This is a genomic window from Acidobacteriota bacterium, assembly GCA_040754075.1.
Lineage (GTDB): Bacteria > Acidobacteriota > Blastocatellia > UBA7656 > UBA7656 > JBFMDH01.
In genome coordinates, this window is record JBFMDH010000004.1 from 137904 (window position 1) to 163858 (window position 25955).

The 25955-nt window shown below is 49.1% G+C and carries 19 protein-coding genes and 1 tRNA gene; 15 read left to right on the top strand and 5 right to left on the bottom strand.

All coding sequences use genetic code 11. The annotated features are described in order from the left end of the window. Positions 1–135: 135 nt before the first annotated feature. Both AB1757_06230 and AB1757_06235 read left to right on the top strand, forming a co-directional pair. The gene (locus AB1757_06230) at positions 136–2043 is read left to right on the top strand and encodes a glycosyltransferase family 39 protein (protein ID MEW6126620.1); all 1908 of its coding nucleotides are present in this window, start codon (positions 136–138) and stop codon (positions 2041–2043) included. A 198-nt stretch (positions 2044–2241) separates the two neighbouring features. Beyond that, the gene (locus tag AB1757_06235; protein ID MEW6126621.1) at positions 2242–4773 is read left to right on the top strand and encodes a YfhO family protein; all 2532 of its coding nucleotides are present in this window, start codon (positions 2242–2244) and stop codon (positions 4771–4773) included. Between the two features lies 1 nt (position 4774). Here the strand turns inward: AB1757_06235 and AB1757_06240 are convergent, their stop codons facing one another. The 4 genes from AB1757_06240 to AB1757_06255 all read right to left on the bottom strand — a co-directional run bounded on the left by AB1757_06240 (position 4775) and on the right by AB1757_06255 (position 9732). Continuing rightward, entirely contained in the window at positions 4775–5848 is a 1074-nt protein-coding gene (locus AB1757_06240) for a fibronectin type III domain-containing protein (GenBank protein ID MEW6126622.1), read from the bottom strand. Positions 5849–6090: 242 nt separating this feature from the next. Beyond that, a complete protein-coding gene (gene hslU, locus AB1757_06245) occupies positions 6091–7494 on the bottom strand; it encodes an ATP-dependent protease ATPase subunit HslU (GenBank protein ID MEW6126623.1) in 1404 nt (467 codons plus the stop codon). Positions 7495–7602: 108 nt separating this feature from the next. Next, positions 7603–8166, bottom strand: coding sequence for an ATP-dependent protease subunit HslV (gene hslV, locus AB1757_06250; protein MEW6126624.1), 564 nt, complete (start codon positions 8164–8166; stop codon positions 7603–7605). 33 nt (positions 8167–8199) lie between these two features. Next, complete coding sequence (locus tag AB1757_06255) at positions 8200–9732, bottom strand: alpha-amylase family glycosyl hydrolase (GenBank protein ID MEW6126625.1); 1533 nt, start codon at positions 9730–9732, stop codon at positions 8200–8202. A 262-nt stretch (positions 9733–9994) separates the two neighbouring features. Between AB1757_06255 and rpoD the strand changes: the two genes are divergently transcribed. The 13 genes from rpoD to AB1757_06320 all read left to right on the top strand — a co-directional run bounded on the left by rpoD (position 9995) and on the right by AB1757_06320 (position 24810). Then, positions 9995–11689 (top strand): RNA polymerase sigma factor RpoD, encoded by a 1695-nt coding sequence (gene rpoD / locus AB1757_06260; GenBank protein MEW6126626.1) that lies wholly within the window; start codon positions 9995–9997, stop codon positions 11687–11689. A gap of 134 nt (positions 11690–11823) precedes the next feature. Then, positions 11824–11895, top strand: a tRNA-Val gene (locus AB1757_06265). 352 nt (positions 11896–12247) lie between these two features. After that, positions 12248–12748, top strand: coding sequence for a translation initiation factor IF-3 (gene infC / locus AB1757_06270; protein MEW6126627.1), 501 nt, complete (start codon positions 12248–12250; stop codon positions 12746–12748). A gap of 83 nt (positions 12749–12831) precedes the next feature. Further along, complete coding sequence (rpmI, locus tag AB1757_06275; GenBank protein ID MEW6126628.1) at positions 12832–13035, top strand: 50S ribosomal protein L35; 204 nt, start codon at positions 12832–12834, stop codon at positions 13033–13035. A gap of 131 nt (positions 13036–13166) precedes the next feature. Beyond that, positions 13167–13550 carry a 50S ribosomal protein L20 gene (rplT, locus tag AB1757_06280; protein MEW6126629.1) on the top strand — a complete coding sequence of 128 codons (384 nt, stop codon included), beginning with the start codon at positions 13167–13169 and terminating at the stop codon, positions 13548–13550. A 127-nt stretch (positions 13551–13677) separates the two neighbouring features. Beyond that, positions 13678–14703: a phenylalanine--tRNA ligase subunit alpha gene (pheS, locus tag AB1757_06285; protein ID MEW6126630.1), complete on the top strand. Its 1026-nt coding sequence runs from the start codon at positions 13678–13680 to the stop codon at positions 14701–14703. 14 nt (positions 14704–14717) lie between these two features. Next, a complete protein-coding gene (locus AB1757_06290) occupies positions 14718–15113 on the top strand; it encodes a HEPN domain-containing protein (protein ID MEW6126631.1) in 396 nt (131 codons plus the stop codon). Beyond that, the gene (locus AB1757_06295) at positions 15110–15502 is read left to right on the top strand and encodes a hypothetical protein (protein MEW6126632.1); all 393 of its coding nucleotides are present in this window, start codon (positions 15110–15112) and stop codon (positions 15500–15502) included. Before AB1757_06290 ends, AB1757_06295 begins: the two co-directional genes overlap by 4 nt. A gap of 126 nt (positions 15503–15628) precedes the next feature. Further along, positions 15629–17362 (top strand): hypothetical protein, encoded by a 1734-nt coding sequence (locus tag AB1757_06300; protein MEW6126633.1) that lies wholly within the window; start codon positions 15629–15631, stop codon positions 17360–17362. A gap of 2 nt (positions 17363–17364) precedes the next feature. Continuing rightward, positions 17365–19413, top strand: a complete 2049-nt coding sequence (gene pheT, locus AB1757_06305; GenBank protein ID MEW6126634.1) for a phenylalanine--tRNA ligase subunit beta — start codon at positions 17365–17367, stop codon at positions 19411–19413. A 100-nt stretch (positions 19414–19513) separates the two neighbouring features. Then, positions 19514–19810 (top strand): hypothetical protein, encoded by a 297-nt coding sequence (locus AB1757_06310; GenBank protein MEW6126635.1) that lies wholly within the window; start codon positions 19514–19516, stop codon positions 19808–19810. Between the two features lie 56 nt (positions 19811–19866). Continuing rightward, complete coding sequence (locus AB1757_06315) at positions 19867–20181, top strand: cell division protein ZapA (GenBank protein MEW6126636.1); 315 nt, start codon at positions 19867–19869, stop codon at positions 20179–20181. A gap of 210 nt (positions 20182–20391) precedes the next feature. After that, on the top strand, positions 20392–24810 hold the full coding sequence (locus AB1757_06320; GenBank protein MEW6126637.1) for a hypothetical protein: 4419 nt from the start codon (positions 20392–20394) through the stop codon (positions 24808–24810). Here AB1757_06320 and AB1757_06325 read toward each other — a convergent pair. Then, positions 24807–25904: a 5-(carboxyamino)imidazole ribonucleotide synthase gene (locus AB1757_06325; protein MEW6126638.1), complete on the bottom strand. Its 1098-nt coding sequence runs from the start codon at positions 25902–25904 to the stop codon at positions 24807–24809. The genes AB1757_06320 and AB1757_06325 overlap by 4 nt on opposite strands. Positions 25905–25955 lie beyond the last annotated feature (51 nt).

The following is a 25955-nucleotide window of genomic DNA, read 5'->3' on the forward strand; positions in this document are numbered from 1 at the left end:
TTTCTATTGCTGCGTTTTTCAGCGTGTGATAGGTTAGCGCCATCGTCGCTCGCATATTTTTGCCCTTATCCTGGCACCCCTCAGGGCTTGATTAACAGCAAATCGCGATGCTTTGGAAATAGGTTTGGAGTGAGTGTGTCTGAGCAATCAAATCATTCGGTGACAGAAGAGCAGCAATTTATTGGCAATCTGCAATCAACACCGGCGATATTCATTTTGTGTGTGATTGCGCTATCGGCAGTCGTGGTCTTGCCATTTTTCTGGATGGGCAAATCCAGTGACGGGCGACGCTGGTATGAGGGCGCGCCGCCGGTTCAGGAGCGCGATGATGTGCCAGCGCCTGTACAAATAGGCATGCCGGAAACCCATGATATGGCTGTGCATTTCGATCAGATGCGCTCCTTTTATGTGGGGTTAGCGTCCGGAGTTGCCTATCCCCGGTGGGAAGAGGATACCAATCGCGGATTTGGCGCGCCGACGATGACCTACTATTCTCCCGCCATTTATTACCTGACTTCATTCTTTTATAAGCTCACAGGCGATTGGCGCACGACCTTAATATGCGTTGTGCTGTTGATTATGTTGGCATCGGCGGGCGCTCTATATCTTTATGCGCGGCGAACGCTTTCACCGGTGGCTTCGGCAATGGCAACCATCATTTATGTGATAGCGCCGTATCACCTGATAGACCAATACCAGCGCGGCGCGATAGCAGAGTTAATGAGCTTTATCTGGATGCCACTGATTCTCTATTTCATAGACCGATTGCTTGAAGAACAATCTACTGAGCCGGAACCATCAACATCCCATACATCCAAAACGTTTTCGTCATTCAGGCTGTTTGCCCTCGTAGGGCTTGCGGCGAGCTACGGAGCGATGTTGTGGTCGCACGTGCCGACAACTTTTCAATTCTCACTGGCGCTGGGGGTGATGACGCCATTGCTTGCCTGGCTGAGACGCGATTGGAGAGGATTAATATGGATTGGCGCAGCCATATTTTTAGGCGTCGGACTGGCTGCGGCTTATCTCTATCCGGCTGTAACGGAACAACATTTAATCCGCTCGGATTTGTTGAATGGCGATATCCCTTACGAAACAACCTATCTTTTTTCTCAAACTGGAAACGGGTTTGAAAATTTCAGCCGCTTTTCCGAGTTGCTGAACCATACCTGGTTTTTCAACCTTGCCATTATTCTTATTGCAATCACCATATTTTTTGCTTATCGCCAGGTGACGGGCGTTTCGCAGGCAATTAAATTTCAAGTATGGGTGTGGTTGAGCGCAGGGCTGCTGGCAAGCTTTCTGATGCTGTCGGTTTCGGATTTTATCAGGAAAGCGATTCCTAAATTTGATATAGGTGTCTTTTCCTGGCGAATGCTTTCAATTTCAACGCTGGTTGCCGCATTGGTTGTCGGGGTTATCGCGCAGATGGCGGTTCAACATCGTTCAATAGACAAACAGCGACGCTTATTGATTTATGGATTCCTGGCAGCTTGCATGCTAAGTAGCGCGGGGTTCAGTCTGGTGCGGGTTATATTGCCGATGCGGGATTTTCAATATTTCGTATCGAGAAAAGAGCATCTCAACCGGATTATGTTACCGAAAGATGTGCCGATACTGCCGCGTCAGTTGCCGGTCATTAACCCTGCAGAATTGATTAAACCTTCGGGTGAAATCGCCATAGAGACCTGGGAGCCACACTATCGCAAATTAAAAGTGAATGTGCCGGAAAGCAATCAACTGGTGATTCGCACATTCGATTTTCCAGGTTGGACAACCACACTCGATAACCAGCCGGCAAGCCTTTCAAAAATGAAAGACTTTGGCGCAATTGTGGTCAATATACCTGCGGGTTCACATCAAATCGAGTTGAGATTTCTGGATACAAAAGTGAGATGGACGGGTAAACTTGTCAATGGGTGTGCGGTTGCCGTTGCTTTGCTGCTGGTGGGTTGGGGATATAAACAACAGTGGGCACAGGGAAAAATCGTAAACCGGAAAGGCGATGAGCAACCGGTGGATATTCCGGAAATGGTAAAATAGCGCCACCGTTCTCCTGGTCAATTATCGAACCCTGAAATCCTCTTCTTGATGATTTATCACAAAGGGTAGACGGGATTATTCTATTGACACCCCCGGTCAATTAACGCACTATCGCCGTGTGGTTTTGCCATCGCACTCTGAAAGCTTCAAATTCCCCCTTATTAAAGCCCTCAACAACCCAACGAAAATCCGATTTGCATGCACATAAAAAAAACCGATTTTGTCGCAATGTTTAAGCGCCATCAGAGGCAATTTATCTGGTTGATGGTGGCTATGGTTCCGGCGTTGTACGCTTTGAAGGGCGTTTTCAGCCTATCCAGCGTCTTTTTTGTCCGGGATTTGGGCAGCTATTTTTACCCGCATCACTTATGGATACGACGTGCCGTGCTGGCTGGGGAACTGCCTTTGTGGAATCCGGATTCAGGTTCCGGGTATGCAACAGTTGCTGACCCTTCCTTGCAATTATTCTTTTTGCCGACGCTGCCTTTTCGGTTTTTATTGCCGGAATCGGTCGGCTTTAATTTTATGGTGGTTTTCCCATTCGTGTGCGCGGCAATCGGCACCTTTGTTTTTTTGAAGCGTCGGGTTTCTTTGCAATCGGCAGCCCTTGGCAGTATCGTCTTTTCGATTTCCGGGCCATTGCTCTCTTCCGCCAATAGCCTCAACCCTTCGACCACCGCAGCATTGATTCCGTGGTTGCTGTTGGCGACAGATAAATTAATTGAAAGTTATTCGCGGTTAAAACTGTGCGCCCTTGGTGGACTGTTTGCCTTGGGGGTTTTTGCCGGTCAGCCGGATATACTGATTTGGGAAGTGCTGCTGGTTTTGTTTTACGCCGCATTTTCGCAGGCAGGTAATTTGAAGGATTGGCGGGCGCTGCTTAAACGCGAAGGACTGGTCATTGGCAGTGGCGGTTTAGGATTATTATTATCGGCGGTTCAAATTCTTCCGCTGCTTGATGTGATGCGACGTTCACACAGAGCCTCGGGCGCGATGCTTGATGGCTGGTCTATTCATCCGTTGAATCTCTTTGAAATGATGATGCCGGGCATTTTCAGCAGCCCGCTCATTCCGTCATCGCATCTACACCCCTGGCTTTATCAACTCAACAGCGGACGCGAACCCTACCTGATGTCCATCTATCTGGGCATTACTACTTTGATTGTGGCGCTGGTTGGCGTGGCACGCGGCGAGCCGCGACGCTGGACGAAGTTCTGGGCATTCGCCTTTCTGGTGGCTGGGTTTTTGGCGCTGGGCAATTTTACGCCGGTTTATAGCGGCTTGCGTGTCATCTTCCCGCTTTTGAATTTCTTTCGTTACCCGGCAAAGTTGACCATATTCATGGCATTTGCCGTTGCTATGCTTGCCGCGCTTGGTTTTGACGCAATCAAGGTATTAACCGAACGCCTGGCAACCGGAATCAAGATTTGGCGTGTGCCCGTAGGGTTTGCGGCAATCATTACGGTTTTCGCCGCGACCTTGACCGTACTGAGCATAGGCTTTCCGGACATCACCGGGCAATTACTGAATGTTGTCGCGACTCGCTTGGGATTGAATCAGACGACCGGAGCCTTGAGCGATATGGTTGCTGAGTTGAAACAAGCAGCTCCCCGTCTCTTGGGATTAGCAAGCTGTTCGGTCTTGCTTTTGCTGATTGGTGTATCACAAAAGAGCCGCGCAACGCTTGCGCGAGTTGCGCTCTTCGCCGTCATTGTTTTTGATTTGCTGATTACCAATGCGTCAATCAATCCGACTATTGAACTGTCGCAGATTCGCGAACCCGATTGGGTCGCAGCCGTTCGGCAACATCCGACCGCCAGAATTTTTGTTGATGATCAATCCGGTATTTCTCCTGCGCCGGTATCCGCGCAATTCAATTTTTACCTGCCGCCGGATATGTCTTTATCGATGGCAGATGCGCTCTATCACAAAGAGATTCCCTATAACGCTATAAAATATGGTTTGCGTGACGCGGTGATCGTGGATGTTACGAAACTGCGGGCGGCGGAATATACGCAATTGATCAAGCTGTTTCGCGCCAAGGATGGCGAATCGCGAACCCGCTTTTTGCAACGAACCGGGGTGCGCTATTTTTTGCAACCCGAACCGCCAGCCGGTCAGTTTAGGCTCATTCAACCGGTGCCAATTTTTGCGACGGATAAAATGGCGCTCTACGAATGTCCCAATGCGCTTGCGCGTGTCTCAGTGGTTCAGGAAGCCGAAATTGAACCGAACCTGACGGCGCAATTTGATAAACTCTTTACCGCCGATTTCGATGCCGCAAAAACCGTTCTGCTTGATAAAACCCCACCGGCTGCGGTTGGCATAGCGAACGAGGCTAACGCCGCCTCGGCAACGATTATCGAAGATGGAAATTCGCATTTGAGTATTCGGGCGAGCGCCCCGGAAGGTGGTGCATATTTATTGTTGCGCGATTCTTACGACCCGAACTGGCAGGTTGAAGTGGATGGCGCAAGCGCCCCGCTGTTGCGCGCTAACGGCTTATACAGAGCTGTGCGATTTGCTCAGGGCGAACATACCATTCGTTTTACCTATCGTCCGACGCCGCTTTTTTATGGTGCGGCGATTTCCTTACTGACGGCATTGCTGCTGACCGTTCTGGTGTGGCGCGAATGGCGGAAGGCGAAGGTGACAGACGCCTCTATCACCAAGGAAAATCCAGTTATCGCCGAGCCGGAACCGGTTTTTACCCGGCAAGCCAGCGAATAAATCAAGGATGCGCGGTTTCACTGACGATGATTGAAGGCGGGCTTTGATTTTGAAAGGTATCGACGGCGCTGACACGGTAGAAATATTTTTTATCAATCGTGACCCGCATATCTTGAAAGGTGGTTTCCTTCACCGGTTGGGCGTTTAATTTTACCCAACTCATTTCATCCGCAGCTTCCGATTCGGCTCGATAAATGAAATAACCGACAACATCCGATTCCGTTGACGAGGGCCAGAACAGGCTGATGGTGCCGTTTGCCGAAGCGATGGATACCGGTTCAGGGGTTGACGGCGCAAAGCTATCGATGGGGGTGAAGTTCACCACCTCGCTATCGGCGCTTTCAATGAGTCCATTGCGACCCTGTGATAAAGCGCGAACGACATAGGCATATTCGGTTTTATATTGGAATGTTCGGTCAATAAACCGCGAGTCGGTTAGCGGTTCGTCATTGAGCGGTTTGCCGCGGTCGAGTTTGCGATTGGCTTTGACGCGATAAAGGTTATAGCCAGCCACTGCCGAAGGGGTTGAACCATCGACATTGGTTGCCGAAGGTGCCCATTCGATCAACACTTCGCCTTGACCTTTGTTGGTCGCCTGCAAATTGCCTGGCGGCGCGGCAACCACCGCGACAAGTTCGAGCGCCACGGTGTTGGAAAATGCTGCCTGTTGCCCGCGTTTATTGACATAGCGCACGGCGTAACGCAACCGCAGGTTGGCGCGCGCTTGATTGGGATTGATGGAATCGGTGAATTGCAGATTGCCGACAGTTTGCGCCTGCGCTTCGATGGTGGCGCGGTCTAAAACGCCGATGATTTCCGCGTCGGTTTCATATTCGACGGCGTCAAGCACGGGCGCTTCATCAGGTCGTTCGGTTAAACGATAAACATCAACGCGGGCGATGTGGTTGGCGTCTGTCTCTTTTTTGTTGAGCGGCGGCAACGACCAGGTCAGTAAAATTTTCGCGCCGCGTTGAATAGCCGCAAGGTCTGTGGCGCGTTCCGTAAGGCGCGCGGGCGGAATGGGATTTCCGGGCTTGCCGCAAGCCGAAAAGAAAAGGCAAAAGGCAAAAGGCAAAAGGCAAAAGGCAAAAGGGCGGAGTTGCAACATTTGTGTTGAACGAAAAATAAATTTTGAATTCCGCGAAAGGCTAAGGTCAAAACCACCCATTAAGTTGGAATTATTGGTTGGTCTTTCCTCTTGCTGATAATTTTCAGGGAACGTTTGTAAAAATTCTGTTGCAAATGATTGTTCAATTACCTGAAGCAATTGTTTGCAGCCCACTTTTGCCTTTTGCACTTTGCCTTTTGCCTTTTGCCTTACAGAATGTAGCGACTGAGGTCTTCGTTTTTGACGATTTCAGCGAGTTGTTTGGTGACGTATTCGGCGTTGATGACCACGTCTTTGTCTTTGAGGTCGGGACCTTCAAAAGAATATTCATCAAGCAAGTGTTCCATAATCGTGTGCAAACGTCGCGCGCCGATGTCTTCGGTCTGTTCGTTTACGGAAAACGCGAAACGCGCGATGGCATCGATGGCGTCGTCTGTGAAGCTTAAATCAATCTCTTCGGTGCCGAGCAACGCTTTGTATTGACTGACCAGTGAATTTTTCGGCTCCACCAGAATGCGTTTGAAATCGTCGATGGTTAAGGGTTGCAGTTCGACGCGAATCGGGAAACGTCCCTGTAGTTCAGGAATCAAATCCGAAGGTTTGGAAACGTGAAATGCGCCAGCCGCGATGAACAGGATGTGGTCGGTTTTCACCATGCCGTAACGGGTGTTGACGGTGGTGCCTTCAACGATGGGGAGCAGATCGCGCTGCACCCCTTCACGCGAAACATCGGGTCCTTGCCCGCCTTCGCGCCCCGCGACCTTATCGATTTCATCAAGAAAGACGATGCCTGAAGATTCGACGCGCTCAATCGCCAGCCGCGCAACTTGATCGAGGTCAATCAATTTCTGCTGTTCTTCTTCGGTTAAATACTGTAGGGCTTCTTCGACATTGAGGCTTTTTTTCTTGGGGCGCGAGCCGAACATATTCGGGAACATATCGCGCAAATTGATGTCCATCTCTTCGATGCCCTGTGGGGTGTAGATTTCAAAATGACCGGGGTTGTTGCGCTCCTGCACTTCGATTTCAACCATGCGCGAATTGAGACGGCCTTCGCGGAGTTGCTGACGGAATTTCTCGCGAGTGCGTTCAAGATGGTCGGTTTGTTCGGATGCCGTGGGAAAGCCGATGTCGGGCGAGTCTTCAGTGGAACGATTGCGCGGCAACAACAAATCAAGTAGACGCTCTTCGGCATTGTGCCTGGCTTTCTCTTCGACCTCTTTAATCTTTTCTTCGCGTACCAGGTCGATGCCCATATCCAACAGGTCGCGAATGATCGATTCGACATCGCGCCCGACATAGCCGACCTCTGTGAATTTTGACGCTTCAACTTTATAGAATGGCGAATTCGATAATTTGGCGAGGCGTCGGGCAATTTCGGTTTTTCCGATGCCGGTTGAACCAATCATGATGATATTTTTGGGCATGACGTCTTGCGCCATATCCGCCGGTAGTTTTTTACGGCGCACACGATTACGCAAAGCGATGGCAACGGCGCGTTTGGCGGCGTGTTGCCCGACAACATATTTGTTCAACTCGTTGACGATTTCTCGCGGCGTCATCTCATCGAGTCGGGGTTGCGCTTCTACATCTCCTGATAAATAAATAACCATAAAATTTTTGTGCTTTGTGCTTTGTACTTTGTGCTTTGCTCAAGTGATTGCATTTACTCTTTCAATCACAGCGCCAAGCGCCAAGCGCCAAGCACAAAGTACCAATTCTTAAATCTCTTCAATCGTAATATTGTTATTCGTATAGATACAAACTTCCCCGGCGATTTTCATTGATTCTTCGGCAATCTCTCTGGCTGACAAATTGGTTTTACGCAGTAAGGCGCGCGCCGCAGAAAGCGCAAAGGGTCCGCCGGAACCGATGGCTAAAATGCCGTCGTCGGGTTCGATGACATCGCCGCCGCCAGAAATCAATAGCGAAGTATTGGCATCAGCGACAATCAACATGGCTTCGAGATTGCGCAGGTATTTATCGGTGCGCCATTCTTTGCCAAGTTCAACGGCAGCGCGTTGCAGTTGTCCGTGATATTGTTCGAGCTTGGCTTCAAAGCGCGCAAACAGGGTGAAGGCATCGGCGGTCGAGCCGGCAAAACCGGCAATGACTTTATCGTTGTAAAGGCGGCGAACTTTACGCGCTTTGCCTTTCATGACGGTATTTTGCAAAGAGACTTGTCCGTCGCCTGCAACCGCAACTTTGCCATCTTTGCGAACCGATAGAATGGTTGTGCTGCGAATTTTATTTGTGGGTTCAGGATTTAAATGATTCTGCTGCATAAATGCTGACTATAAGATTGCCCCACGAGGTTGTCAAATGATGGCTAAACGACTGATATGGCGCATTCTTACCGCTTTCAACAGGTGATGTATGAAATCTGCTTCTTCAATCTTTATCCCCTCTTGCACATTCTCACTGCTTTCAACAGGTGATGTATCGACATCAGCGATTTCCAGTAAAGCGAACCGCGTCCCATCTTCTACGGCGAGTTCGCTAAGCAACACATGAAAATGCCCGTTGTGTGGTTGCAGATATTTTGAATGTGAATTGAGCAGGTTGGTAACCTTGATTTCATTTTGCGGGTGGTGCAGTTTGGCTGCGGCTGTGAGATTCAAGGGTACGGAATTCAACTGATGCCAGGCATCGGAAATTTGTCCGAGATAAATGACGGTTCGGTCTTCCAGAGTTCTGGAAAATGAAACGACGCCGTAAATATCGCTGTTGAATAATTGAAAGTCACCTTTGGCGAAGGCTTCATGGCAAGTGGCTCTGAGTATTTGGTGATAAGCGGACTTTAAGGCAAAGTCGTCGGTTTCGTCAGTAAGCGGGCGCAATCGTTGAACGGGGAGGCGCTCGCGGCGTCCTTCCATTTGCCCTTCGTGAATGAGTGCCGAACCGGGAAGCGCAAGAATCAATGCTGCGACAGCAAGGTTATAATGATGGTCGAAAAGTCCTGCGGCGCGTTCTTCATCATGATTTTCAATGAAGTAGACCGATTTATGCAGCGCGTCAATATCGCGCACCAGTCGCGTCGTCACCAGCGCGGCGTTGCGGTCAACGAGCGCGTCATACAATTTCTTTTCATATGCGACATCAAATCCCAATTCAAGAAGGGCAGGCTCTTTATCCCAATAGCTTTCGGCAATAAAGATGAATTCGGGGTTCTCGGACTTTACGGCGTGAATCGCTTCGCCCCAGAACTCTTGCGGAAAACGCGCTTCAAACCAGTCATCGGAAGCCAGCGGATACCATTGCTGGCGAAAATAGTCGCGAAGCACGAGCATTGCCATATCGCAACGGATGCCATCTGCCATGCGCGAGATGCGCTTTAGGGTTTTAATCAAATAGGCGCGCAATTTCGGATTGGTGTAATCAAGTTGCGCGGTGTCGTGCCAGGGCGGGAAATAGGGGTCGCGTCCGAAGGCGAAAACTTCACCGGATTTGTGATAGAAAAAATCGCCGGTATTTTGTTTGCGCACCTTGGGATTGCTGCGCAGGAAAAATTCGGGGTGCGATTTAATCCAGGCACAATCAATCGCCATGTGATTCGATACAAAATCAACCAGCACCTTTAACCCGACAGCATGGGCGCGACTTACTAACTCCATAAAAGCTTTTTTGCCACCAAGCTTCGGGTTAATTTTGTAATCCGGTAATGCGTAAGGAGACCCTTCAAAATCATCAGCATAAATTTTCGAGATGGCGATAGCGGCTTTGCTGATTTTCCAAACCCCCATTAACCAGATGGCTTCAAAGCCCAGTTCTTTTAGGTAAGTTAATTCTGAATCAGTTATTTGCTCGAAGTGTGAGCAGTGAACGCGGGTGTTGATTTCGTATATTTTCAAGATTGTGTCCTTTTTCTACCCACCTCTAAAAATCGCTAATAAAAATTAACCAAAGCTCTGAAGGGTTGCGAATTATTGCTAGAAAACATCTTAATCGTCAGGATTTGCATCTAGCTACTTCACACAATATATTGTATGATGTGTGATTGACGCTCATATTATTTGAAGCATCATAGGCTGTCAACCAGCACCACTGGAAGATTATGCTACTGTTTAATTTAACACAGTCATTTGAGAAGGTCTTATCCACACGAGAGGAATAATGAAAGTTAGAGTAGATAAGGATTTAATGCTAAGTACATCTGACGATAGCAACGAGGATTTTGCTCCCACCGGAGATATTGAGCGCATCGTTGCAGAGATTGATGAGGAGAACAGCGAAGCGCTCTGGGAAGCTGTCGGCGGTGAAGAGGAAGAGGTTTCTGAACCTACGGAAGAACCCTCTGATGAGATAGATGTTGATTTGGAACCCGGCAAGGACGAATCCCTTGACCCCATGCGCCTCTATTTACGCGAGATGAGTTCGGTTCCGTTGCTTACACGTGAAGATGAAATTCGTATCGCCAAAAGGATAGAGCGCGGCAACAAACGCATCTATAAAGCTCTGTCGCGGTCGTTTATTACTTTAGAAGAATTGAAGCGCCTGCATGACCTGCTGCTTGAAGGTGAAATCAATCCGGGCGATGTTGTCGATATTGCCACCGACCCCGAAGCCGAAGAGGCTTTGGAAGAGCAAAAGGAAGAGATTCGCCTGAAAGTGTTGGAAGAGTTTGGCGAGATTCTCAAGATTCACGAAAAGCTGCTGAAACTCTATGCCAAGATTGAAGCCGAACCGAAATCTTCAAAGAAACTCAAAAAGATGCGTCGGCAATATGCCCATGAATTGATTGAGGTTTCGCGACGTGTCCGGGTCTTCAGTTTCAGCATGGAAGCCAAACGTCGGTTCACGGAATCCATTGAAGCGGTGGTCAAACAGATTCGCGATTCGGAAAATCAAATCAATAAAGCTGAGAACAAAATTCAAAAGATTGAGCAGGCAATTGACTCGAAACGTCGCAAACGTGACGCCAAAACTCAGGAAGAATTAAAAGACCTTGACCGAATCAAACGGGCAGCGCGCAAAATTTTGCGCGACATCGAGAAGCATTATGCCAAATCGACGGTTGAGATTAAACGCACCTTGCAAACCATGGTCATCGCCGAAGCCGAAGTCGAACAGGCGAAACGCGAAATGATTGAAGCCAATTTACGTTTGGTGATTTCGATTGCCAAAAATTATATCAATCGCGGATTGCACTTTTTGGATTTGATTCAGGAAGGCAACATCGGCTTGATGCGCGCGGTTGAAAAATTCGACTGGCGACGCGGTTATAAATTTTCGACCTATGCGACGTGGTGGATTCGCCAGGCGGTGACGCGCGCCATTGCCGACCAGGGGCGCACGATTCGCGTGCCGGTTCACATGGTCGAAGTTATCAACAAGATTTTGCGCACCCAGCGATTGATGGTTCAGGAACTCGGACGCGAACCGACACACGACGAGTTGGCGCGGCGTGTAGACATGCCGGCATGGAAAGTTCGCAAGGCGTTAAAGATTGCCCAGCAACCGATTTCGCTGGAAACGCCAATCGGTGATGATGGCGAAACCACGATTGCCAGTTTCATTGAAGACCGGCGTTCGGCGAACCCCGCGGATACGGCAATCACCAATAATTTGCGCGAACTCACCGAAGATGTGCTATCAACGCTGACGCCTCGCGAAAAAGAGATTATCAAGATGCGTTTCGGCTTAGACCAATCGGGCGAAGAGCGCACCCTCGAAGAAGTCGGCAAACATTTCAACGTCACCCGCGAACGCATTCGCCAGATTGAAGCGAAAGCCCTGGCGAAGTTGCGCCATCCGACCCGTTCGCGAAGACTGCGTGCCTTTCTCGACGGCAATGTGATGGCTCCTTAATAGCGTAGGTCTGAGTTGGTCAAAGCGTTTAACCCGCAAGCGGCGAAGCGAAAATTAAAAACGCTTCGCCGCCTTTTGCATTAAAGGTTTGACACCTTTTATCGGCGTTTGGTAAGTTCAAACTTTGAAATTTTAGGCTCGTAGCTCAGGGGTAGAGCACTACCTTGACACGGTAGGGGTCAGCGGTTCAAATCCGCTCGAGCCTATCACGAATTTCGCATCAGCTCCCTAAGTCCTGAGGCGGTTTTATCAACCGATGCCCTCCCAAGCGCACGGGTTCGATAAGCCAAAGGCGCTGACGTGAAATCTGACCGGGTAAATTTTGGCGCACTGCCATTATAAAAATAAGATGATTTTCGCATAACTCCTCTCTTGCGGGGCTGCGAAGATAATTTAGTGCGTTGCAATTATCAATTTATTTTTTGATCCCGGCATCGGTTACTTGGGACAACCGACGCCTTGGCAGTTTGATTTCCAGAGAACCGGTAAGGTTCGGGAGGATAGGTTATTAGTAGCTTTCAACGCAGAGGTTTTCGAGACAGACGCCCTGAGCCGTCCGTGCGCATCAACGAACGCATCAGAGCGCGGGAGATTCGCGTCATTGATGAAGAGGGCAATCAATTGGGGATTAAAAGCCCACAGGACGCTCTTCGCATCGCTCAGGAAAAAGGGCTTGACCTGGTCGAAATTGCGCCGCAGGCTCAACCGCCGGTTTGCAAAATTATCAACTTTGGCAAATGGCAGTACGAGCAGAAGAAGAAGCAGAAAGAAGCCAAAGCCAAACAGACCTACATCGTCGTTAAAGAGGTCAAATTCCGTCCCGGCACCGATGAGCATGACTACCAATTCAAAAAGAACAATGCTATCAAAATGCTGCAAGAGGGCGACAAGGTAAAAGGCACGGTGCATTTTCGCGGGCGCGAAATCACTCATAAAAATCTGGGTATCGCGTTACTCGAACGCCTCGAAAAAGACCTTGAGCCGTATGGAACTGCTGAGGTCAAACCGAAACTTGAAGGCATGAATATGTTCATCATGTTCGCGCCCAAGAAAAAATGATTTTTGAGAATTCAGCAGCCAGAATGGGAATTGCTCCTATTTAATTCTGTCTCCTGACTTCTGCAACTTTTTAGGAGGAAATAATGCCGAAACTGAAAACCCATAAAGGAGCGGCGAAGCGCTTTCGCCTGACCGCTACGGGAAAAGTGAAACGCGGTCATTCGCACGCGCGTCACATCTTGACCAAGAAAACCGCTAAACGGAAACGCGTTCTCGATATTGATGTTTTAGTTGCCTCTGCCGATGAGCAGTTGGTAAAGAAGATGCTTCCATACGGACGTGGTTAATATGGTTATTTGCAATTTTATTCGATTCGCGTGGGTTGAGATTGCCGATGCTGAATTAAAGCAGTGACTGACCAAGCACTGGCTTTAATCCGCAATTTGCAATCCGCAATCCGCAATTAAAGGAGGGAATTATGCCTCGCGCAAAACGTGGTAATAAAAGATTACTTAAAAGAAAAGGGATTTTAGATTTAGCTCGCGGCTATCGCGGGACGAAGAGCAAACTCTATCGTCACGCCAAAGAACAGGTCGAGCGTTCATTAAATTTTGCTTTTACCGGTCGCAAACTTAAAAAACGCGATTTTCGTTCATTGTGGATCGTTCGCATCGGCGCAGCGGCGCGCGCCAACGGCTTGAATTACAGCCAGTTGATGCACGGCTTGAAACTTGCTGAAATTAACCTTGACCGTAAAGTGCTCGCCGATTTGGCGGTCAATGAACCGGCGGCATTTACCGAAGTCGCAGGCAAAGCCAAGCAGGCAATTGAATCCAATCGCGCCGCCGCCCCGACGGCTTAGCGCAGAAGCAATAAGAAAACTGAAAAGGCAAAGGCGAAAGCACCAATCAAGACGGAAATCGGCGACTACCGAATCCTCTTAAACTTTTGCCTCTTGCCTTTTTGTTTTTTAATCAGCGAAGACAACTATGGATGAAAAACTCTCACAAATTCGCGAACAATTCTTAACCGATGCCGAAGCTGTTACCACCCCCGACGCCTTAACCGCGTTGCGCGATAAATATCTCGGTCGCAAATCGGGACTCATCACCGCCGAGCGCAAACGCATTGGCAGCATTGCCGCCGAGGCGCGCGCTCAGTTTGGCGCAGAGGTCAACGAGGTCAGCAACGAAGTTGAAGCGAAGATCACGGAATTAACCGAAAAATTTGCCGCCGCTGCCGAAGCCGCGGCGCTTGAACGCGAAAAGATTGATGTCACCTTGCCCGGCGCAAAAGTTCAACGCGGGCATCTGCATCCGATTACGCTGCTTCGGCAACGTATCGAAGATATCTTCGTGTCGATGGGCTACACGGTTGAAGACGGCCCGGAAATCGAAACCAGTTTTTATAATTTCGATGCTCTGAATATTGCGCCGGGACATCCGGCGCGCGATTCTGCCGATACCTTTTATGTGTCGGGCGATTTGGCTCTGCGCTCTCAAACATCGACCATTCAGATTCACGCGATGCAAAAGCGCAAACCGCCGGTTCGGGTGATTGCGCCCGGTCGCGTATTCCGAAGAGATACGCCTGACCCGACGCACAATCCGATGTTCTTTCAACTCGAAGGCTTGACGGTTGACCGCAACATCACGATGGCCGATTTGAAAGGCACGCTTGAACAATTCGTGCGCGCCATGTTTGGCGCGGATATTGTGACGCGCTTTCGCCCGTCATACTTTCCGTTCACCGAACCTTCAGCCGAAGTCGATTTTCGTTGTTACGGATGCGGTGGCAACGGCTGTCGTTTGTGCAAAGGTTCGGGCTGGATTGAACTCGGCGGCAGCGGCATGGTGCATCCCAATGTGTTGAGAGCTGTTGATATTGACCCCGAAGAGTATTCGGGATTCGCCTTCGGTTTGGGTATAGACCGCATGGCAGCGCGTATGTATGACATTGATGACATACGCCTACTCTATGAAAATGATGTGCGCTTCCTTGAGCAATTCGCTTGAAAGGTTGACGATTGATGATACCGGTAGGCGATCTCAAGAAAATTGCCAAGGGTCGATTGCTGGATGCTGATGCGCTATTCCAATCCGGTCGATATGATGGCGCGATTTACCTGTGTGGTTATGCTGTAGAAATTGCTTTGAAAGCGCGTATCTGTCGGATTTTGAAGTGGACGGGCTATCCATCGACACGCAAGGAGTTTGAAGGTTATCAGAGTTTTCGTACTCATGATCTGGATATTCTTCTTCATCTATCAGGAGCCGAGTCTAATATTAAAACCAAATATTTCGCTGAATGGTCAGTAGTAGCTACCTGGAAATCTGATATGCGCTATCGCCCGATTGGTAGCGCGACTGCCCAGGATGCGATGGATATGTTAAAATCAGCCAAAACGATTGTGGTTGCTCTATGATTCAATTAGAAAAGTTTCGTAAAGTCATGAATCAGGTCGCCGCTGAAAAAGGCGATTTTCTTCTCTTTGGTTTTTTTCTGAGTGAAGAACCTCAAGACAAATTGGATTTGGTCATCTCATCCCCTTGGCTGGAAAAGGGGAAATTAAAAGCGCTAAGTGAATTTGTTGAGAAAATGTCTTCAATTGTTGGTCAAAAAGATGTCTTGGCTTTATCGAAAATTGTGACATTGAATCACGATGACCCGCATCTACAGGCTATTTTAAAAACGGTTCAGGTTGAGAATGGCTTGGTTGTGCTTCAAGATACGAATCTGTTTGGATTAGAAGTAAAACAGGCATACATCCTTCAAGCAAAAAAACTAAAGGACCCCGCGCAACATGTCGCGTAAGAGACAATCCCAACACCTACAATGTGCATTGCTTTGGTTGACGGGGCAGGCTGACTTGGCGTTATTGAGTCGAATCGGAAGATATCACCTTGTAATACTCAATTAGTCTTTGGAAAGAGAGGGAAAATGGCTGTCAAACCGAACGGTTCATTGGATAAAACGATTTTGATTCTGGGTGCGCCGGGACTCGTCGGCGCACAGGTTACACGACATGTTGCCCACGAACTGCATCCCGCAAAAATTGTGGTGTCAGCCTTACTTGAAAAAGAGATTGTCGATTTCGTCAAAGAGATTAAAAGCGAATTTCCTGAAATCACCTTTAAAGGCGAATACGGAAATATCTTCGTGCGTTCGGAACTTGCCAAAAGCGCGCGCCCTGAACTCATGCGCAATGCCGGAAATCGTCGCAAACTTTACGACGATTTATTCGGCGCGTTTTCGGAAACCTATAAAAATTCCGAACTCGTTCGCCTCATCAAATCCTATAAACCCGATGTCATTATCGATTGCGTCAACACCGCGACCGGCATCAGTTACCAGGATGTTGATACCAGCGCCAAAGAGGTACGCAAAGATATTGACGCGCTGCATGACAAATTAAACCGCAAAGATTTTGAATCATTCGGTGAAGAGTACCGAGAAATTGAACGCGATATTGAGGGCTTACTGGTTTCGCAAGCCATCCCGCAACTCATTCGCCATATTCGCATCTTTCATCGCGCTATGGTCGAATACAAAACCCGGCTTTATGTAAAAGTCGGAACCACCGGAACCGGCGGCATGGGATTAAACATTCCCTACACTCACGGCGAAGATAAACCCTCTGCGCAATTGATGTCGAAATCCTCTGTCGGTTTTGCGCAAACCGGGTTGATGTTTTTGATGGCGCGCACACCCGACGGACCCATCGTTAAAGAAATCAAACCCGGCGCGATGATTGGCTATAAAAAAGTCGTCAGTCAACCGCTTCGCCGTCATATGAAATATGTGCCGAAAAGTTTTTCACTCAGCGAAAGACTCGACTTGCATTTGCCCAAAGAGGAATTCAAAAACCTCGGCAAACTTGAAATGGTCGGCGTCGATACCGGTGAAAACGGCTTTTTCGCGCGCGGCGAATTTGAAGCGGTCACCTCCATCAATCAAATGGAATTCGTCACTCCCGAAGAGATTGCTCACGCGGTTGTCTTGGAAATCAAAGGCAGCAACACCGGGCTTGATGTGATTGCCGCAATCGACAGCGCAGTAATGAAACCGAGTTATCGCGCCGGTTATTTGCGGGCTTCGGCAATCGAAGCCATGAAACAACTCGAACGGCAAAAAAATTCGCCATCGATTGCCACAGGCGAACTCGGACCCGCGAAACTTTCCAAGCAGCTTTATGAAGCCTATCTGCTGTATAAAATTTCGCAGGACATTGAAAACGCGCAACCCGGCTCCTTGCAATCCATCATCAGTCACGATGCCAAAGAGTTATCGGAAAAGTTGAACAAATACTTGGAATGGAATGATGATTTGCGCAATACCATCATTTCGATTGGCATTCCGATTCTTTTGCCCGCAGGCGACCAACTGATTCGCGGTCCCTATATCAAAATCCCCGAATACGCCGGTGAAGCAAGCATTGAAATTAAAAGCGGCAACATTGATACGTGGGCGGATGCCGGATGGGTTGATTTGCGCGCCAAAAATATCAAACGCTGGCAGGAGCGTTTCAAGAAGATGTTGAAATCGGCGATGACCATTCACCTGCAAGGTTCCGCAGGCATCACTATGGAAGCCTATCGCAGCGAAGAGATTCGCATCGGCGAAGTGGTCGGCTGGATTTTTAATAACGAAGAAAAGGGCTACAGGATTAAATAGGCATGAAGATTAGTTACAACTGGCTCAGCGAACTTGTCGAAATTAATTTATCTCCCAGAGAACTCGCTGAAAAATTGACCATGATTGGTTTCGCGGTTGATGCCGTCGAAGCGCACGGCGACGACCACATTCTGGAAATCGATTTAACCTCGAATCGCCCCGACGCGCTTTGTCATTTAGGTATCGCGCGCGAAACGGCGCTGGTATGCGGCACCGCACTGAAACCGATTAACCTTGAACTCAAAGAGAGCGATGAAGCCGTCGAAGATTTCGCGGCGATTGAAATTCACTCGGAAGACCTCTGTCCGCGATATGCGGCACGCATTGTGCGCGGCGTCAAAGTCGGACAGTCGCCCGCGTGGTTGGTGAAAAAGCTTGAAGCCGTCGGACAGCGTTCGGTCAATAACATCGCAGACATTTCCAACTATGTGATGTTTGAAATGGGGCAACCCAATCACGCTTTTGATTTGAATACCCTGCACGATAGAAAAATCATTGTGCGTCGCGCGCGCGCCGGCGAAAAAATTCAGACGCTTGATGGCATTGAACGCGAACTCACAACCGAAATGTGCGTCATTGCGGATGCCGCGAGAGCCGTGGCGATTGGCGGCGTGATGGGCGGCGAAGAGACCGAAATCAGCGCCCAGACAACCGACGTTTTAATCGAAAGCGCCTATTTCAATCCGGCTTCGATTCGCGCCACGGCGAAAGCCTTAGGCATGGGAACCGAAGCGTCTTATCGTTATGAGCGCGGCATGGACTTTGATTCGCAAGTCGCGGTTGCCGACCGTGTCGCGCAACTCATCGCGGAAATTGCCGGCGGCGAAATTTTAAAAGGCGTGATTGATGTTTATCCCAAACGCATTGAACGCGACCCGGTTTTATTGCGCGAAGCGCGCATCGAGAAACTCACGGGTTTGCGCGTCGATTTGGAACGCGCCGAACAGATTTTAAACGGCTTGCAATTCACGGTCGCGGCGTTTGCCGATAAGCGCGAATTGCTGGCGGTGGCACCGAGTTTTCGCATAGATATTGCGCGTGAAGAGGATTTGGTTGAAGAGGTGGCGCGCCATTTCGGTTATGAACACATTGCGACGACGTTGCCGGATTCCGTAGAAGCGGGCAAATATCTCGACAGTGAACAACGCCGTCGCGCGGCGCGCAATACGATGATTGATGCGGGCTTTAATGAAGCGATTTCTTTCAGTTTCGTAAACGGTGAAAGCGATGCGATTTTTCGCGTCGAAAAAGAGACCACCCCGAAACTCGAAAATCCCATTGATGTGAACGAAGCTGAGATGCGCGCTTCGTTGATGACCGGATTGCTCGGCGCTTTGCAACGGAATTTTTTTCACGGACGCAGAGATGTGAAACTCTTTGAACTCGGTCGGGTGTTCAACTCGAAGAGCGAAGGCGAACGTCCCGATGAGCGTGAAATATTGGGACTGGTGATGAGTGGCGCGTTCATACCAGACGCCTGGCGCAGCAATCGCCAGATTGATTTTTATGATTTGAAAGGGGTGATGGAATCGGTTTTAGGAAGTTTGCGCGTCTCAGGCTTTACAATTGAGCGTTCAAGTGTAGAATACCTGCATCCTGGACAGTCTGCGGAGTTGAACAAAGACGGGATGGTGATTGCGCGATTCGGTCGCCTGCATCCCAAAGTCGCTGCGCTGTATAAATTCCGCCAGCCTGTTTACGTCGGCGAAATTGAATTCGGAAAGTTAATGGAATTTGCCGACGATGAAGTGCGCTATAAGCCGTTGCCGAAATTCCCTGGTATTTCTCGTGATATTTCAGCGTTGTTGCCGGATACGGTTTCTTGGGGCGAAATCGACAGGGCAATCAAAGAACTTGGCATAGGTGAAATTGAATCGGTTGCGGTCTTTGATATGTACAAAGGCAAAGAGATGCAGGAAGGCACGCGGTCACTGGCGTTCCGCGTCGTCTATCGCAGTGACGAGCGGACGTTGACCGATGAGGAAGTATCGCAGATGCATCAACGCATACGGGATTTGATGGAGCAGGGTTTCAGCGCACAACTACGATAACAGAATTGCGGATTGCAGATTGCGGAATGCGGATTTGAGAAAATCGTTTTTTCAATTCGCAATCCGCAATTCACCATCCGCAATCCGAAGGGGGCATTCAGTGAGTAGCGGCATCTACGGACTCGAAAAGTTCGCCAATCTCGAAGACAAAATTTACCGCACGATAGAGCAGTTCAAACGTGAACGCCAGTTGCGCGAATCCCTCGAACGCGAAGTTCTCACCCTCAGACAAGAAACCAAACAACTTGGCGAAGAAAAGGAACGGCTCGAATTGCAGGTTGAGCGATTGCTCAATGAACGCGATACCATTAAGCTCAAAATCGAAGCCATGCTCGACGCGATTGCGATGCTGGATTTGGATACGGCGGAAACCCTCAAAAAAGAGTTATCGCATTAATCCAAAGTTGTACGCAGGATTTAGCTTCCCAACATCAAACAATAAAGATTGTCATTATGGAAGAAAATCTAACCTATTCACATAAAGTCGTCATCTACAACCAGACCTATAATCTACGCAGTCAGCATGAACCGGAATACATCAATGAACTGGCAGCCCACGTCAACCGCCGCATGAATGAAATTGCCAGCCAGACCATGACCGTCGATTCACTGCGAGTGGCGATTCTTGCGGCATTGCAAATCGCCGACGAACTTTATCAATCGCGTCAGGAGATGCGCGATACCGAAAACGAAATCGTTGAACGCAGCGCCCGTTATGCGGAAATCCTCGACCAATTCCTGCGTACCGACGTCATCGTTCCGAAATAATCATTCGGTTTTCGGTCACTCAATTCATTAATCGTTTTCAATTCCCTTGCTCATTGACAGTCTGATTGTCAATGGATGCCAGCCAGCGCCAATACAAAACGCTAAATCATGCATCGTTTGACGCGCCCTTTCCGTCATGCCTAATCGTAAGGTGCTCGAATACTCCTATCCTCAGCCGGTATTCGAGAATTCACTGGGAGGTCACGCGCCATGCCTGGAAAAGTTTTGTTCATTGTCAATGAATACCTGGAAGTCACAGAAGAGCAATTCTTGCCAAATCATGAAGGCGACCAGGCAATCAGCGAACGATTAAAGAAAATCGGTTTTGATGTCGAGCTTGCCAACGAGCAATCGTTGCCGGCTTATCTCACAGACGCGGATAAACTGCTCAAAACCGAATTGATTTTTGTTTCCTCAACCGCCATTGCCAAAACCGACCTGCCAAAAGCCACCGAATTAACTGCAAAACTGATAGACCTGCCGCTGCCGATTATCGTTATGGGCGAACATCTGCTTGCCGGTATGAAGATGTGCGCGACAACCGATTTGGTGTTTGATTCCCACGGCTCAAATTCGGTCAAAATTCTTGACCCGTCCAATATGATGGCGCGGGGATTGAGCGGCATCGTATCGGTCAGTCGCGAACCCATCAAGGACGCGGTCATCAATTTGTATCGCGCCGATGTGGTCGTCGCTTCGATTAACAATGGCGGCAATAAAGCCTTTCTTTTCGGCTATCGCACCGGAAGCAAAATGCATGGCGGCACCATTGCTCCAGCCAGACGAGTCGGCATTATGTTCAGCGCGGAAATTGCCCGCAATGCAAAAGAGGGCGGCTGGTTGCTGTTTGAAGGGGCGATTGATTGGGCGACGAAAGCCAGCGCCTTTGCTGATGTCTTTCGCGCCGAGTGGCGGGAAATTCAAGAGCGTCGCCGCCAGCATCAGATGTCGCAAGAGGCAGAAAAAAATTATCCGCCGAAAAATCTTGTGGGGCTTGCTTTATCTGGCGGCGGCATTCGCAGCGCGACCTTTTCTCTCGGATTATTACAGAAATTTCAAGAGTACAATTTGCTGCGAATTTTTGATTATCTTTCGACGGTTTCCGGTGGTGGATACGTCGGCGGTTGGTGGAGCGCCTGGCTTTCGCGAAGTGAAACGAAAGTCGGTTTCCACGAAGATGAGCGACAGGCAGTTCGCGCGCCGCAGGATGGCGTCAGCCCGTTGTTTCCGCAACCTGAACGCATCGAACCGGCAAGGATTTCCAAATACCTGAAAGGTTACGAAAAGATAAAAGAGGGTTCGCTGAGCGCATCGCAAGACCCGATTCATCACCTCAGACTGTTCAGCAATTATTTAACTCCGCGAAAAGGTCTGCTGAGCGGCGATACCTGGCAGGCGGTATCGATGTTAATGAGAAACCTCATTCTCACCTGGGTGGTGTTGCTGCCGTTGCTGTTTTCATTTGTGCTGGTCGGGCAGTTCTATTTTGTTTTACAGAATAATTCATCGTCCGAGTTTCTGATTCCCTTTGAACAAGAGATTGCCCAGACCCAGCAGGCACTTGCAGCCTTGCCATCACAATATGCGCCGGAAAAAGAGGAAGTGAACCGCCTTGCGGATGAACAACTGCTTGAACTCGAAAACCGGAATTTGCCCAAGGGTGAATTTGAAAAAAATAAAGAGGAGATTGAGAGACAGCAAAAAAATGATTTAGCCGCGATTAATGATGCAGAAAGGGAACAGACCGAATTATTCACAGAAAAACAACGCCAACTGAAAACCAATTATCAAGCGGCGTTGATGAATCGTCTGGCGCTTGCCGCTTACCTGATTATTCCAATACTTATCTGGCTACTGGTGACCACAGCCTTCTGGTTGCGCGTGAATATCACCCCGCAATTTATTGACAAAATCGCGCACGCCATTCCCAGTGTGATTTTTTGGATGTTGATTGTCGGCGTGGTTTATTTAAGCGTGAATTTCACGAGCGGCAATTTTTCTCTTTCGGCTTATAATCCGTTAAAACTTTTTCTGCAACTGCCGCCCTGGGTCATCGGTGTTTTACTGCTTATCTGGTTGGTGGTCTCCGGGATTTTATGGTGGCAATCTCTGCCCTTTGCTCAGAATAAACGCGAACGGGTAATGAGCCGATACGCCAAAGGCAATTTGCTGAGTTTGATTCTGACGCTCGGTTTAACCTTTATGGTGATGCTGGCGCTGGTGGCTTTGCAACGATTGGTCATCGTTTATGAAAACGGCGTTCCGCCAAAATTTTTCTGGCTGTTTTCGGCAATCATTCTGATTTCCGGCTGTCTATGGTTTTACAGTTTGCCGCGCAAAGAGGATGAATGGGAGTGGCGCAAGTTGGTTCACGGAAACCGCATCGTCCGCTTGCAAACGACTTTGACGGTTTCACTGGTTGGAGTGATTCTGGTGCTGGCGCTTTCCGGTTACGGATACGAAATTGCCGAATATATTTTTCGCAATCCAACCTCAAAGCAGACAATCACCGATTATGTTGCCAAAGCCGGCGGCTGGATTGCGTTGATTGCTTCGATTGCCGGTTCCATCTTCACCGCCATCAAAAATTCACCGACCGGCGGGGAAGACAAACATAAAGTCAGCGAGCCTTCGATGACCGCAAGATTGATTATCGCGCTCACCCCGCCACTGGTTTTGGTCTGCCTGGCGGTGGCATTTGCCTGGCTATCGCGCTGGATGTTGATTCGCTTTAAAGCTGACCAAGCCGGGTTCGTCGAAAAAATGCAGATTCCGATTGCGGTCTGTATCGTGCTCTATCTGTTTCTGGCAATCTACGAAATTCGCGCCTGGAAAAAAATCGGCGCATTTTTAATCAGCCTCCTGTCTTTGCTGGTCACCGCAATCGTCGGTTGGTGGGCGATTAAATGGTTTCTCGGAGCGCAGCCGGAATTTAACTCGGAATCTGCTTGCTGGATGCCGTACTGTTACATCATTGGAACGCTGGGCGCAGGCATTGGATTACTGATTGTTTATCGCATACCCAATTCGATGCGCGGTCGGAAAATATTTTTAGGTTCGGTTGTGGTTCTGTTCTTTCTGATTTTCAGTTTATTAGCCAATAAAACCTCATTTGCCAATTCGATTTTCTTTTCGGTTTTCAAGGAAAGCTCGGTTCCGGTTTCGGTCGCCCAGAGCAGTATTTTTATCATTGGGTTGATTGGCTGTGGGGTGGTGGCAATGTGGGAAATTTACCGCTGGGATGGCAATACTAAACGCTCAATCTCTTTGCTTGCGTTTACCTATGTGGTTTTAGCGGGTTTTTTATTTTTCACCTTTTTTTCCGATAAGCAGCATCACGCCAGCATGTTGATGGGCTATTTAACGCTGGGCTTGCTGTTTATTGCCTACTCGTTGTCGGTGGCGCTTGGCTGGATGTCAGACCCCAATATGCTGTCGATGCATATGTTTTATAAATCGCGATTGATGCGCGCCTATCTCGGCGCGTCAAATCCCAATCGTCGGTCACAGGAGATTACCGAATCGGCAACCGGCGACGACATCTTGTTGAAAGATTTAAATAATTGTCAAAGGGGCGCGCCCTTTCATCTCATCAATACGACCTTGAATCTGGTTGGCGGCAAAGACCTCGCAACCGCGCAACGTTCATCCGATTATTTTGTGTTATCCAAGTTATATTCCGGGTCTTCGCGAACCGGCTACCGGAAAAATTTGCCCGAACAGTATATGCAAGGGCAGATGACGCTCGGCACTGCGATTGCCGTATCGGGGGCTGCGGTGAGTCCGAATATGGGCGCGAAGACGCAGACTTCGGCGGTCGCCATGTTGTTGACGCTTTTGAATGTGCGTTTGGGATATTGGGCGCCGACGCCCAATCGCCGGTTGTGGCGCTCTTCGCAAGCCGGACTCTGGCCGTTTTATATCCTCAAAGAATTTCTCTCGCAAACCAATGACCTGTCGAGCTATTGCTACCTCACGGATGGCGGGCATTTCGACAACACCGGACTTTATTCACTGGTTGAGCGCGGCTGTTTGTACATCGTGGTTTCCGATAACGGCGCAGACCCGAACAATCGCTTCGAGGATTTAGGCGAAGCCATACGCCGATGCCGGATTGATTTTCGCACAGAGATTGATCTGGATGTGACGCCGCTGTTTGCCAAAGAGGATGATGTGAGCGGCGATTTTTTTTCGGAGCGCAACTTTATTGCCGGAAGCATCACTTATGACCCTGACCATTTACGTGAATTGGGCTGGAGTGAAACCAGTATCAAGACCGGTAATCAAGGGGTGATTATCGTCATCAAACCTTCGCTGGTTGAAAAAGAGAGCGTTGATTTACGCCAATACATGCGGCAGAACAAGGATTTTCCTCAACAAAGCACCAGCGATTTGTGGTATGACGAAGCGCAATTTGAAAGCTACAGAAAACTGGGCGAATGGTGCGCGCAAATCATGATTGAAGAGTTGAAACTGGATAAGAGTTTGACGAAAGACGCGCGGATTTACCCTGAAATTATCAAACAGGCATTTGATGACGCTCTGGAAATTTATGAAAACGGCGATGATGGAATTAAAAAAAGGACGGAAGAACCCACCATTCCTTATTCGCCATTCCTGGAAGTCTAAGCGATTTCGCCAATTCGTTCGAGCAATTGGTTGAGTTGTCGTTGCAGCGCTTCTTTGCTATCACAACGCAAGGTGATATGCCCGAGTTTACGATTGGGTCGCGCCGCTTTGCCGTACAGATGCAAATGCGCATCGGGAACGCTCAGGACAGCGCGACGGTCTGGAATGGCACCGATGATATTGACCATTGCAGAAAATCCGATGGTTGCCGTTGACCCCAAAGGCATTCCGATAATCGCTCGCAGATGATTTTCAAACTGACTGGTTTCGGCTCCTTCAATCGTCCAATGCCCGGAATTATGCACCCGCGGCGCCATTTCATTGGCGTATAACTTGCCATCCAGTTGAAAAAATTCAATCGCCAGAACCCCAACATAATCGAGCGCCTGCAACACGCGTGTCGCATAGTCTTCGGCTAGGGCTTGCAACTCATTCGTCAGATTTGGCGCGGGCGCAAGCGACAGTCTGAGCATTCCCTGTCGATGATGATTTTCAACCAGCGGATAAAATTTGGTTTCGCCGTGGGTGCTTCTGACGGCGAGAATCGAAACCTCGCGCTCAAATTCAATCAAGGTTTCAAATATGAGCGGCACCCCGCCAAGCGTCTGCCAGGCGAGCACAGCGTCTTCTTCTTTATGAAGGGTGTATTGACCTTTGCCGTCATAACCGAATCGCCGGGTTTTCAATAGTGCCGGCAATCCGATGTTTTTAATCGCCGCTTCCAAATCTTCCCAAGTTTCGACGCGGACGAAAGGTGGCGTCGGAATTCCCAGTTCCTGAAAAAAGCTTTTTTCAACCAGTCGGTCTTGAGCTTTTTCCAAAGCAACGGGTGGCGGATACACCGGCACGCGGCGACTTAAAAACCGCGCCGATTCGACGGGCACATTTTCAAATTCATAAGTGACAATATCGAGTCCGTCGGCAAAACGCGACAGCGCTTCGAGGTCTGTGAAATCATCAACCTGATGTTCGGTGAGATGACCTGCGGGCGCGGATGATGAGGGGTCGAGCGCGCGAAATCTGAGTCCCAGCGGATAACCCGCCATCGCTAACATCCTGCCCAGTTGCCCGCCGCCGAGTATGCCGATAATCATTTAGGTTCCTTAGTCAAAATAGTTCATCGCGCAAATAAATCTTTTTACAAT

Bases quoted from the DNA above. Each gene is read 5' to 3' on its own strand.
- AB1757_06235 (MEW6126621.1), top strand. From the start codon at position 2,242: ATGCACATAAAAAAAACCGATTTTGTCGCAATGTTTAAGCGCCATCAG.
- hslU (MEW6126623.1), bottom strand. From the start codon at position 7,494: ATGGTTATTTATTTATCAGGAGATGTAGAAGCGCAACCCCGACTCGAT.
- hslV (MEW6126624.1), bottom strand. From the start codon at position 8,166: ATGCAGCAGAATCATTTAAATCCTGAACCCACAAATAAAATTCGCAGC.
- rpoD (MEW6126626.1), top strand. From the start codon at position 9,995: ATGAAAGTTAGAGTAGATAAGGATTTAATGCTAAGTACATCTGACGAT.
- rpmI (MEW6126628.1), top strand. From the start codon at position 12,832: ATGCCGAAACTGAAAACCCATAAAGGAGCGGCGAAGCGCTTTCGCCTG.
- rplT (MEW6126629.1), top strand. From the start codon at position 13,167: ATGCCTCGCGCAAAACGTGGTAATAAAAGATTACTTAAAAGAAAAGGG.
- pheS (MEW6126630.1), top strand. From the start codon at position 13,678: ATGGATGAAAAACTCTCACAAATTCGCGAACAATTCTTAACCGATGCC.
- AB1757_06290 (MEW6126631.1), top strand. From the start codon at position 14,718: ATGATACCGGTAGGCGATCTCAAGAAAATTGCCAAGGGTCGATTGCTG.
- AB1757_06295 (MEW6126632.1), top strand. From the start codon at position 15,110: ATGATTCAATTAGAAAAGTTTCGTAAAGTCATGAATCAGGTCGCCGCT.
- AB1757_06300 (MEW6126633.1), top strand. From the start codon at position 15,629: ATGGCTGTCAAACCGAACGGTTCATTGGATAAAACGATTTTGATTCTG.
- pheT (MEW6126634.1), top strand. From the start codon at position 17,365: ATGAAGATTAGTTACAACTGGCTCAGCGAACTTGTCGAAATTAATTTA.
- AB1757_06315 (MEW6126636.1), top strand. From the start codon at position 19,867: ATGGAAGAAAATCTAACCTATTCACATAAAGTCGTCATCTACAACCAG.
- AB1757_06320 (MEW6126637.1), top strand. From the start codon at position 20,392: ATGCCTGGAAAAGTTTTGTTCATTGTCAATGAATACCTGGAAGTCACA.
- AB1757_06325 (MEW6126638.1), bottom strand. From the start codon at position 25,904: ATGATTATCGGCATACTCGGCGGCGGGCAACTGGGCAGGATGTTAGCG.